This is a genomic window from Neisseria sp. GT4A_CT1, assembly GCF_000227275.1.
In the GTDB taxonomy this organism is placed as follows: Bacteria; Pseudomonadota; Gammaproteobacteria; order Burkholderiales; family Neisseriaceae; genus Neisseria.
Window position 1 is genome coordinate 37,452 of sequence record NZ_JH164966.1, and the last position, 11,062, is coordinate 48,513.

The window sequence follows — 11,062 nt, forward strand, 5'->3', positions numbered from 1 at the left end:
CTGCCTGATCCATATGCCGCAGCCTTTCAAAATCGGGTATGATTCCCCCTTTCAAATCAGGAGCCTGACTATGCAGACCCAAGCCGTTATCCGCCATATTGCCGACTGGCTGAAAAACTATGCCGCCGCCGCACACGCCAAAGGGTTTGTCGTCGGCGTTTCCGGCGGTATCGATTCCGCAGTCGTTTCCGCCATCGCGGCACGGACGGGGCTGAAGGTTCTGTTGCTTGAAATGCCCATCCGCCAAAAAGCCGACCAAGTCAGCCGCGCGCAGGAACACATCCGCCGGTTGGAACAGGCGTTTTCCAACGTCAGCGGGATGCGTGTGGATTTGACGCCGACTTTCGATACCTTTGCCGCCGGTGTCGAGGTCGATGAAACCGAGTTCCCCGCCAAACAGCTCGCGCTTGCCAACGCCCGCAGCCGCCTGCGGATGCTGACGCTTTATTATTATGGGCAGCTAAACGGTTTGCTGGTTACCGGCACGGGCAACAAAATCGAAGATTTCGGCGTAGGCTTTTTCACCAAATACGGCGACGGCGGCGTGGACATCAACCCGATTGCCGATTTGACCAAAACTCAGATTTATCAAATTGCCGCCGAACTGGACATCGCCGAGTCCATCCAAAAAGCCGTACCGACCGACGGACTTTGGGATACCGAGCGCACGGACGAAGAACAGATGGGCGCAAGCTATCCCGAACTGGAATGGGCGATGAGCGTTTACGGCACGCACCGCCCCGAAGAGTTTGAAGGCAGGCAGCGCGAAGTCTTGGAAATCTACACCCGCCTGCACAAAGCCATGCAACACAAAGTCAATCCGATTCCCGTCTGCAAAATTCCCGAAGAGATGCTGAAATAAGCGAAAGGTCGTCTGAAACCGGTTTTCAGACGACCTTTTGAAAGCAAAGAGGGTTGAAATCGTCAAACATTGCTCCAAAATATCGAATGTGCTTACAGCTGGTTGCATAAATTACCTGAACTTATCAAACCCGCCGTTTTGTGTAAAAATACCGCAATGGAAAAAATTACTCACCAAAATCTACATCCCTTACTTTCCAAAAGCCTGACCGACACCGATTTCGTCCTTATCCTAAACGCCTTAATCAAATTTCTGCGGCGCGGCGGCAAAAAACAGGCGGCAGAACGCTTCGACCTGATTATCGCCACGCTCAAACAAGACGAAGCACTCGCAAAAAACTTCAGCGGTCGCTTTTACCACTGGCTCTCGCAAGTCCACATCTATCCCGCGCTGATCAAACTCGGCATCTTCTCGCGCCACAGTTTTACCCGCGAGATGGGCATACGCATATACGAACGTTTCAGCCCGTCCTATAAAGACTTCGCCAACCTGCGCGAAGTGTTTCTCTATCTCTTCCATTCGGAAAACGACGACAGATGGCTGCAAACCCTCAGCATCCGCCAATGGTTGAGCCTGTACGACCTGATCCGCACCAGCGTCGATCCCACCTTGCTGCAAAACGCCTGCCGCCAGTTGGTTGACGCACGTCTGCGCGCCATTGAAATGCTCGCCATTTGGATTGCCTCCGAAGCCCTCGAACCTGACCTCATCCGCATCGCCCCGCGCCTGCTCGAAGCCGATTCGCCCTTCGTCGCCCTCCAGCGCGAAACCGCCAAACTGGTCGAACACTACCGCAACGACACCAGCCCTTACGACACCGCCCACCTTGAAGTCATGTTCGACCAGTGCAGCAAGCAAATCGACTATCTGCGCCGCAAAGGAACGGGCGCAGGATCAGGCTCGTCCGTCAAAGTCGCCCACCTGCTCGAACGGCTCCAGCAGACCATAGGTCGTCTGAAATTGCTTACCGACATCCAAACCGATGCCGGCAACCGCAACCGTCTCACCATTACCCTGATGAATTCCCTCATCTACGCCGCGGTCGAGCAATACAGCACCCGCCACCTGCGCCGCAGCAGCATCCGTATGCTCGCCCGCAGCATTACCGAAAACAAAAGCCACCACGGCGAGCATTACATCACCCGCAACCGCAAAGAATATTTCAAAATGTTCTACTCCGCGGCAGGCGGCGGCGTCATTATCGCCCTGATGGCGCTGTATAAAATCCATATCGGCTCACTCGGTTTCAGCCCCTTCGTTACCTCCTTGTTGGCAGGGCTCAACTACGGCATAGGCTTCATGATCATCCATATGCTGCACTGTACCGTCGCCACCAAACAGCCTGCCATGACCGCCGCCAGCTTCGCCGAACAAGTCGATCTCAACGAAGGCGGCAAAGCAGTGGACAACAAACTCGCCAAGCTCCTTATCGACGTATGCCGCTCCCAAAGCGTCGCCGTCTTCGGCAACGTTTCCATCGCCATCCTTTTGGCGTGCGCCATATCGTTCGGCTATGCCCATCTGTACCAACAGCCCATACTCGATGCACACACCACCGCCTACCAGTTCAAATCCATAGACATCATCAATCATCCGACCCTATGGTATGCCGCTATTGCGGGCTTGTGGCTGTTCTGTTCCGGCATCATCGCAGGCTTCTTCGACAACCGTGCCGACTACCTCAACCTGCGCCAACGACTGCCCTTCAACCCCTTGTTGCGCAAAATCATGCGCCCCAAACCCCGCCGCGTACTCGCCGCCTACATCCACAAACACTACGGCTCGCTGGTCGGCAACTTCATTTTCGGTATGCTCTTGGGCATGACCGGCTACTTCGGACACCTCCTCGGCCTGCCGCTGGACATCCGCCATGTCGCCTTCTCCTCCGCCAACCTCGGCTATGCAGCCGTCAGCGGCAACGTCGGCTTGGGTACATTCATGCTCGGCATTTGCAGCGTCCTCGCCATCGGCTTGGTCAACCTCATCGTCAGCTTCACCCTCGCCCTCTTCGTTGCCCTGCGTTCGCGCGGCACGAAAATCGGCAGCGTCGGCAATTTGTGCAAAAGTTTCTGGCAGCAGATTAAAGCCAACCCGCTGATATTGTTTTTCCCGGTTACGCCGGTTCAAACCAAAGAGCCGACCAAAGAGCAGGGAGAAAAGCATTAAGGCAAGCCGACAGACAGCGCCTCAGTAATCAACCTTTTTTCAGACGACCCCGCCATGCCCATCCTAGCTTGGAACACCCCGCCCGCCCCCGCCGAACTTGCCCGCGTGATCGAAACTCATCCTGCGCCGCTGCATCTGGTCGCCTGTCTGAGCGAAAACCGCATTCCTGATTTTCCTTTGTCCGATGCTCCGAGCGAACTGGAAGGTCGTCTGAAAACCCGCCTCGACCAAGCCGTGAAATGCCTTCAGTTCAACAGCGTCAACTTTCTGGAAAACCTGTTGCCCGACGTGCATATCTGGCTTGTCCCGCCGCACCGCGCCGACAGCCTGTACGAACATTTCGCCCCTATCAAATGGCAGACCGAAGCCGTACCGCAAGCCGCGCCCAAGCCCGTCAAACCTTGGTTCAGACGACCTCAAGCCATCACCCCGCCCGAAAGCGCGCTGGTTATCGGCGCGGGCATTGCCGGAGCCGCGACCGCGCGTAAACTGGCGGAACACGGCGTGCGCGTTACCGTTTTGGAAGCGGGCAAAGCGGCGCAAGGCGGCAGCGGCAACCGCCAAGGGCTGCTCTACGCCAAAATCTCGCCGCACGACACCGAGCAGACCGAACTGCTGCTGGCAGGCTACGGCTATACCCGCCGCCTGCTGCAAGACCTGCTGCCCGATTCCGACGCATGGGGCGGCGACGGCGTGTTGCACCTCAATTTCGACGAAGCCGAACGCAAACGCAATCAGGCATTGGGTTTGCAGCAACATCACACCCACCTTTACCGCAGCGTGTCCGCCGACGAAGCCGCGCAAATCGCAGGCATAGACGTCTTTTCAGACGGCCTCTACTGGCCGCAGGGCGTATGGCTGAACCCGCCCGCCGTTGTCCGCGCCTTGCTGGCTCATCCGCTGATTGCGTTGCACGAAGACACGCCCTTATCCTCCGCCGAATACGACGGCGCAAACTGGACGGTACACACGCCGCGCGGCAGCTTCAGCGCAACCCACATCATTTACTGCATGGGCGCGCACAGCCCGAACGCCGCCGATGCCAACGTCTCCGCTCTGCCGTTCCGCCAAATCCGCGGGCAAACCGGCGTAGCGGCGGCAAGCGGTTTTTCCAAACGCCTGCGCTGCGCCCTATCCGGCGAAAGCTACATCAGCCCGATCTGGCAAGGGCAACACTGCTACGGCGCAACCTTCGTCCTCAACAGCAACGACGATGCTTGGCACCCGCACGAAGAAACCGCCAACCGTGCCGCCCTGCAACAACTCAACCCGCCATTGGCGCAATCATTGTTTGAGCAAAACTCGTTTGAGCGAAATTCGCCTTGCTCGTTTTCAGACGACTCCTCTGACCAGCCGAAAGGACACGCCGCCCTGCGCTGCGACAGCCCCGACCACCTGCCCGTCGTCGGCGCACTCGGCGACATCGCCGCCATGCAGACCGCCTACGCCAAACTCGCGTTGGACAAAAACTACCGCCTCGACAACGTCCCCTGCCCCTACCTGCCGAACGCCTACATCAATACCGCCCACGGCACGCGCGGCCTCGCCACCGCCCCCATCTGCGCCGCCGCCATTGCCGCCGACATCCTCAGCCTGCCCCAGCCCCTGTCCCAACGCCTGCGCACCGCCCTGCACCCCAACCGCGCCGTCATCCGCGCCATCGTGCGGCAGCAGCCTTTGCTTTGATGCGCAGGAGGTCGTCTGAAAAGCTGCCTGAGCACGCTGTCAATCGACCTCCGTTTCCACTATAATGTCGCATCCCATGCCCATACGGAACAGGCCGTCTGTTTTCAGACGACCTGTTTCTTTTATAGTGGATTAAGTTTAAATCAGGCCAAGGCGACGAAGCCGCAGACAGTACAGATAGTACGGAACCGATTCACTTGGTGCTTCAGCACCTTAGAGAATCGTTCTCTTTGAGCTAAGGCGAGGCAACGCCGTACTGGTTTAAAGTTAATCCACTATATTTCCGCTTTTTTTAAAGTCCTACAAACACTTATGCTGCTCGACCTCAACCGCTTTTCCTTTTCCGTCTTCCTGAAAGAAGTCCGCCTGCTGACCGCCCTTGCCCTGCCCATGCTGCTGGCGCAGGTCGCGCAGGTGGGCATCGGTTTCGTCGATACCGTGATGGCGGGCGATGCGAGTACGGAGGACTTGGCGGCGGTGGCGTTGGGCAGCAGCGCGTTTGCCACGGTTTATATTACGTTTATGGGCATTATGGCGGCGCTGAACCCGATGATTGCCCAGCTTTACGGCGCGGGTAAAACCGACGAAGTAGGCGAAACGGGGCGGCAGGGGATTTGGTTCGGGCTGTTTTTGGGGATTTTCGGCATGGTATTGATGTGGACGGCGATTACGCCGTTCCGCAACTGGCTGACCTTGAGCGATTATGTGGAAGGCACGATGGCGCAGTATATGTTGTTCACCAGTCTGGCGATGCCGGCGGCAATGGTGCACCGCGCCTTACACGCCTACGCTTCCAGCCTGAACCGCCCGCGCCTGATTATGTTGGTCAGCTTCGCGGCGTTTGTGTTGAACGTGCCGCTGAATTATATTTTTGTTTACGGCAAATTCGGTATGCCCGCTTTGGGCGGCGCGGGCTGCGGGTTGGCAACGATGGCGGTGTTCTGGTTCAGCGCGCTGGCGTTGTGGATTTATATCGCTAAGGAAAAATTCTTCCGCCCATTCGGACTGACGGCAAAATTCGGCAAACCGGATTGGGCGGTGTTCAAACAGATTTGGAAAATCGGCGCGCCCATCGGGCTGTCTTATTTTTTGGAAGCCAGCGCGTTTTCGTTTATCGTATTTTTGATTGCGCCTTTCGGCGAGGCTTATGTGGCGGCGCAGCAGGTCGGCATCAGTTTGTCGGGGATTCTCTATATGATTCCGCAAAGCGTCGGCTCGGCAGGGACGGTGCGCATCGGTTTTTCTCTGGGGCGGCGCGAATTTTCGCGGGCGCGTTATATTTCGGGCGTATCGCTGGTGTCGGGCTGGGCGCTCGCCGTGATTACCGTGCTTTCCTTGGTATTATTCCGTTCCCCGCTGGCAAGCATGTACAACAAGGATCCGGCGGTTTTAAGCATCGCCGCCACCGTCCTGCTGTTCGCCGGTTTGTTCCAACCGGCAGACTTCACCCAATGCATCGCGTCCTACGCCCTGCGCGGCTACAAAGTCACAAAGGTGCCGATGTTCATCCACGCCGCCGCCTTCTGGGGCTGCGGCCTGCTGCCGGGCTACCTGCTCGCCTACCGTTTCGATATGGGCATTTACGGCTTCTGGACGGCATTGATCGCCTCACTCACCATCGCAGCCATCGCCTTGGTGTGGTGCTTGGAATTGTGCAGCAGGGAGATGGTCAGATCGCATAAGGTCGTCTGAAAACTCCGCCGATTAAAATATCGAAACAATGGGCTGAAGCCCGCCACTGACAATACCTATTTTAAAGTTTAAACCCATGCAACCCATCCAATACCAAACCGACCTCACCCCCTACAACACCTTCGGCCTTCGCGCCCAAGCCCAAGCCTTTATCGCGCTCGAACACGCCGACGAGTTGCGCAACATCGTCCGACTGCCCGAGTTCGACCGCGATACCGTTTTATGGCTCGGCGGCGGCAGCAACATCCTCTTGATGCAGGATTACGCCGGACTGATCGTACATATGGAAAACAAAGGCATACGCGAGATTGCGCGTTCAGACGACCTCGTTTACATCGAAGCGCAGGCAGGCGAAATTTGGCACGATTTTGTCCTGCACACCGTCGCGCTGGGCTTGAACGGTTTGGAAAACCTGAGCCTGATTCCGGGTACGGTCGGCGCGTCGCCCGTGCAGAACATCGGTGCATACGGCGTGGAAGCGAAAGACGTGATTCACAGCGTACGCTGCTTCGATTTGGATACGGAAACCTTTGTCGAGCTTGCCAATGCCGATTGCCGCTTCGCCTACCGCGAAAGCCTGTTCAAGCAGGAAGGCAAAGGGCGTTATGTGATTGTTTCGGTCGTATTCGCCCTGAAAGAGCGTTTCGAGCCGAATTTGGGTTACGGCGATTTGGCAGCCGCTGTTGCCGAACTGAGCGCTGGCAGGGCGCCGACGGCGAAAGACGTTTCCGATGCAGTGTGTTCAATCCGCAACAGTAAACTACCTAATCCTAACGTACTTGGTAATGTCGGTAGTTTCTTTAAAAATCCCGTCGTCAGTGCAGAAAAAGCCGCTTTCCTGTTGCAGCAGCATCCCGATATGCCGCGCTATCCGCAGCCCGACGGTTCGGTCAAACTTGCCGCCGGCTGGCTGATCGACCAATGCCGTCTGAAAGGCTTCCAAATCGGCGGCGCAGCGGTACACGACAGGCAGGCTTTGGTTTTAGTGAATAAAAACAATGCTTCTTCAGACGACGTCCTGAAATTGGCGCAACATGTCTGCGATACAGTATTTACTCGATTTCAGGTAGAATTACACGCCGAACCCAATTGGCTGCCCGCTTCGTTCAGCCTGTAAATCCAAGGAGTATGCCCGTGACCCGCATTGCAAAAACCAATACTTACACCCGCATCATCGACGCCAGCCTGACGCTCTTCAACGAGGAAGGTGAGCGCAACATCAGTACCAACCATATCGCGGCGCATTTGGGCATCAGTCCGGGCAATCTTTATTACCACTTCCGCAACAAAGACGAAATCATCGTCCAACTGTTCAAACGTTACAGCGAAGCCCTGCTGGCATACCTGAATGAAGCTGTGTTGCCGTCCGATGTGGAAGACTCCATCAATTATATGGCGGGCATTTACGACGTGATGTGGGAATACCGCTTCCTCTTTAGCGACGTGAACACCCTGCTTGCGCGCAGTGCCGAACTATTGGGCGAACACAATACCTTCACCCAAGCCAAAGTCTCCCCGCTCTTGGTCAACCTGCTCACCCAGCTCAACGGTCTGAACATCATCCAAGCCGACCAAACCGCCATGAACGACCTTGCCGTCAATATGTGGATGGTCACGAAATACTGGTTCGACTTCGACAGCTCCTTACGCGGGCGTACTAAGCTGACCGAAGACTCCAAAGCACGCGGCATCCGCCGTACCTTAAGCCTCCTGCGTCCCTACCTCTTGCCGGAACACCGCGAGGAATACGACCGGAAAATAGGCGGTGCGCAGTCATAATCTTCATGCCGTCTGAGCCTATAGTGGATTAACTTTAAATCAGGACAAGGCAACGAAGCCGCAGACAGTACGGATAGTACGGAACCGATTCACTTGGTGCTTCAGCACCTTAGAGAATCGTTCTCTTTGAGCTAAGGCGAGGCAACGCCGTACTGGTTTAAAGTTAATCCACTATATTTCCAGACGGCATTCATCTATAAACATGATACATACCCCTCCTTCCGCCTCCCCCGACGCATCTATCTTAGGCCTAGGCTATCTCGGCCGCCCTTTGGCGCAGAAACTTTACGAAAACGGCAGCCGCGTCGCCGCAGTCAAGCGCAGCCTGACTTCGGATGATATTAATCTGCCCATACACCTCGACACCCTCGACTTCAATCAAGACAGCGTATTTCAAAGCGCGAACCTTGCCCGCGATACAAGCTTTTGGCGGCACCACGCCGACAAACCCGTTTGGTTCTGCCTATTGCCGCCATCCTCGCTGACGCATTACGCCGATACCGTCAAACAATGGGCAGAACTTGCCCGGACGTGTAACGTGCAACACCTGATTTTCACGAGCAGCACCAGTGTTTACGGCGATAAAGCGCGCGAATGCGACGAAACTTCCGCACCCGATCCGCAAACCGAGTCCGCCCGCCAAATCCTTGCTGCCGAACAATACCTGCTCGACAGTGGCGTGCCGAATATCGATATCCTGCGGCTGGGGGGGCTTTATTGCGCCGAACGCCATCCCGTCAGCCGCCTTGTTCAAAAGCAAAACATCCCGGGCGGCAACCGGCCCGTCAATATCGTCCACCGCGACATCGCCGTCGAAACACTGTTTCAGACGACCTTCCATCCAAACGGCAGACGCATCCGCAACATCGTCGAACCGCGCCACCCGACCCGCCGCGATTTCTACACCGTAGAAGCTGCCAAACTCGGTCTCCCGCCGCCCGATTTCGCGCCCGACGGCACCGGCGGCGGCAAAATTGTAAATACCGTTTCCGCCGACGGATTAAGCCTGTAAAATTGGCGCTCCGCAACCGTTTCAGACGACCTTTCGGCAGCGGCAAAACCAAAACCAAAAAACACAGTCTTACTTAACAACCCCAAGCCCGAAAGTATCGAGAACACCCTATGTCCGCCCTATTTCCCGTTATCAACCACCTGATACAGCAAAATCCGGAACATCAACAAGACCTGTCCCGCCTGTCAGGCAAAACCCTGAGCCTCAACCTCGCCGGATTCGGACTGACCGGACACATCAATCACGACGGCTTCCTCGAAACCGCCGACCAACCCGCCGACACCCTCATCACCTTCCACCAAAGCGCCATCCGCAAAATCCTGACCGGACAAGAACCCGGCGTCGGCGACATCAGCCTCGAAGGCGACCTCATGCTCGGCATGACCGTCCTGCCCATACTCGGCAGCCTGCGCTACTACGCTTCAGACGACCTCGCCCGCATCTTCGGCGACTCACTCGCAGGCAGCATCAGCGAACGCGCCGCAAACATCGGGCAAACCGTCAAAAAAATCGGACAAAGCATAGCCGAGCAAATCAGCGATTTTTCCCGCGAACCCGAATCCCCCGTTATCGACGCCGCCACCCTGTCCGTCTGGATGGAAGAAGTGGACAAACTGCGCGACGACGTCGCCCGCCTCAACGAACGCCTCGACCGGCTCGAACGCGACATCTGGATAGACTAATTTTCAGACGACCCCATGCCTATGAACAGCCCGTTTCACAACATCGGTATCGTAACCCGCCCCAATACCCCCGAAATCCAAAACACCGCCCACACCCTCATCCACTTCCTGCAGGGACACGGCCTCACCGTCTATCTGGACGAAATCGGAATAGAAGAACGCTGCATCTATGTTCAAGATACAGTCGGCTGCCACATCGTCAGCAAATCCGACTTGGGCAAACACTGCGACCTCGTCATCGTCCTCGGCGGCGACGGCACATTCCTCTCCGTCGCCCGCGAAATCGCCCCCCGCGCCGTACCCGTTATCGGCATCAACCAAGGGCATTTAGGCTTCCTCACCCAAATCCCCCGCGAAAACATGACCGAAGAGCTGCTGCCCGTCCTCGAAGGCAAATACCGGCCCGAAGAGCGCATCCTCATCGAAGCCGCCCTCGTCCGCGACGGACAAACCTTTCACCGCGCCCTCGCCCTCAACGACGCCGTCCTCTCGCGCGGCGGTGCCGGACAAATGATAGAGTTCGAAGTCTTCATCAACCAAGAATTCGTCTATACCCAACGCTCCGACGGCCTCATCGTCTCCACCCCCACCGGCTCCACCGCCTACTCCCTTGCTGCCGGCGGCCCCATCATGCAGGCAGGCTTGCACGCCTTCACCCTCGTGCCCATCTGCCCCCAATCCATGACCAACCGCCCCATCGCCATCCCCGACACCTCCGAAATCGAAATCCTCGTTACCCAAAGCGGCGACGCCCGCGTCCATTTCGACGGACAATCCTTCATCGACGTACAAAACCTCGACCGCATCATCATCCGCCGCTACCACAACCCCCTGCGCATCCTCCACCCCACCGACTACCAATACTTCCGAACCCTGCGCCAAAAATTACACTGGGGCGAACAGCTCGTATAAACACCAAAGGTCGTCTGAAACCCGATTGCCAAGTTTTCAGACGACCTCATCAACCCACAAACCCTTCCCCCATTCCCAAACCAACGCCATCCCTATCTAACAACAAACGGACAACCTAAACCCCACGTCCGCCCTTTATCAAAAACGTCCCCAATCATGAACCGACAAAAAACCTACCTCCTGCTGACCGCCCTGTTCACCCTGATTTTCATCGCACTCATCATGCTCGGCGGCTACCTGCTTTCCATCCAAAGCAAACAGTTCGCCGTC

The 11,062-nt window shown here is 56.6% G+C and carries 10 protein-coding genes; all 10 read left to right on the forward strand.

Annotation, left to right across the window (positions count from 1 at the left end; all coding sequences use genetic code 11):
• Positions 1-70: 70 nt before the first annotated feature.
• Complete coding sequence (gene nadE, locus HMPREF1028_RS04925; protein ID WP_009311696.1) at positions 71-862, forward strand: NAD(+) synthase; 792 nt, start codon at positions 71-73, stop codon at positions 860-862.
• A gap of 156 nt (positions 863-1,018) precedes the next feature.
• The gene (locus tag HMPREF1028_RS04930; protein WP_009311697.1) at positions 1,019-3,028 is read left to right on the forward strand and encodes a site-specific recombinase; all 2,010 of its coding nucleotides are present in this window, start codon (positions 1,019-1,021) and stop codon (positions 3,026-3,028) included.
• Between the two features lie 54 nt (positions 3,029-3,082).
• Entirely contained in the window at positions 3,083-4,714 is a 1,632-nt protein-coding gene (gene mnmC / locus HMPREF1028_RS04935; protein WP_009311698.1) for an FAD-dependent 5-carboxymethylaminomethyl-2-thiouridine(34) oxidoreductase MnmC, read from the forward strand.
• A gap of 312 nt (positions 4,715-5,026) precedes the next feature.
• Positions 5,027-6,406 carry a multidrug efflux MATE transporter NorM gene (gene norM / locus HMPREF1028_RS04940; RefSeq protein WP_009311699.1) on the forward strand — a complete coding sequence of 460 codons (1,380 nt, stop codon included), beginning with the start codon at positions 5,027-5,029 and terminating at the stop codon, positions 6,404-6,406.
• 76 nt (positions 6,407-6,482) lie between these two features.
• On the forward strand, positions 6,483-7,523 hold the full coding sequence (gene murB, locus HMPREF1028_RS04945; protein WP_009311700.1) for a UDP-N-acetylmuramate dehydrogenase: 1,041 nt from the start codon (positions 6,483-6,485) through the stop codon (positions 7,521-7,523).
• An 11-nt stretch (positions 7,524-7,534) separates the two neighbouring features.
• Positions 7,535-8,185 (forward strand): TetR/AcrR family transcriptional regulator, encoded by a 651-nt coding sequence (locus tag HMPREF1028_RS04950; RefSeq protein WP_003751497.1) that lies wholly within the window; start codon positions 7,535-7,537, stop codon positions 8,183-8,185.
• Positions 8,186-8,387: 202 nt separating this feature from the next.
• On the forward strand, positions 8,388-9,197 hold the full coding sequence (locus HMPREF1028_RS04955) for an SDR family oxidoreductase (protein WP_009311701.1): 810 nt from the start codon (positions 8,388-8,390) through the stop codon (positions 9,195-9,197).
• A 110-nt stretch (positions 9,198-9,307) separates the two neighbouring features.
• Positions 9,308-9,880: an SCP2 sterol-binding domain-containing protein gene (locus HMPREF1028_RS04960; protein WP_009311702.1), complete on the forward strand. Its 573-nt coding sequence runs from the start codon at positions 9,308-9,310 to the stop codon at positions 9,878-9,880.
• 21 nt (positions 9,881-9,901) lie between these two features.
• Positions 9,902-10,792, forward strand: coding sequence for an NAD(+) kinase (locus HMPREF1028_RS04965; protein ID WP_009311703.1), 891 nt, complete (start codon positions 9,902-9,904; stop codon positions 10,790-10,792).
• Positions 10,793-10,948: 156 nt separating this feature from the next.
• Positions 10,949-11,062 (forward strand): NGO_0222 family membrane protein (locus HMPREF1028_RS15795; protein WP_009311704.1); only part of this gene is annotated, 114 nt, incomplete at its 3' end.

Bases quoted from the DNA above. Each gene is read 5' to 3' on its own strand.
- HMPREF1028_RS04950 (WP_003751497.1), top strand. From the start codon at position 7,535: ATGCCCGTGACCCGCATTGCAAAAACCAATACTTACACCCGCATCATC.
- HMPREF1028_RS04955 (WP_009311701.1), top strand. From the start codon at position 8,388: ATGATACATACCCCTCCTTCCGCCTCCCCCGACGCATCTATCTTAGGC.
- HMPREF1028_RS04960 (WP_009311702.1), top strand. From the start codon at position 9,308: ATGTCCGCCCTATTTCCCGTTATCAACCACCTGATACAGCAAAATCCG.
- nadE (WP_009311696.1), top strand. From the start codon at position 71: ATGCAGACCCAAGCCGTTATCCGCCATATTGCCGACTGGCTGAAAAAC.
- murB (WP_009311700.1), top strand. From the start codon at position 6,483: ATGCAACCCATCCAATACCAAACCGACCTCACCCCCTACAACACCTTC.
- HMPREF1028_RS04930 (WP_009311697.1), top strand. From the start codon at position 1,019: ATGGAAAAAATTACTCACCAAAATCTACATCCCTTACTTTCCAAAAGC.
- HMPREF1028_RS04965 (WP_009311703.1), top strand. From the start codon at position 9,902: ATGAACAGCCCGTTTCACAACATCGGTATCGTAACCCGCCCCAATACC.
- norM (WP_009311699.1), top strand. From the start codon at position 5,027: ATGCTGCTCGACCTCAACCGCTTTTCCTTTTCCGTCTTCCTGAAAGAA.
- mnmC (WP_009311698.1), top strand. From the start codon at position 3,083: ATGCCCATCCTAGCTTGGAACACCCCGCCCGCCCCCGCCGAACTTGCC.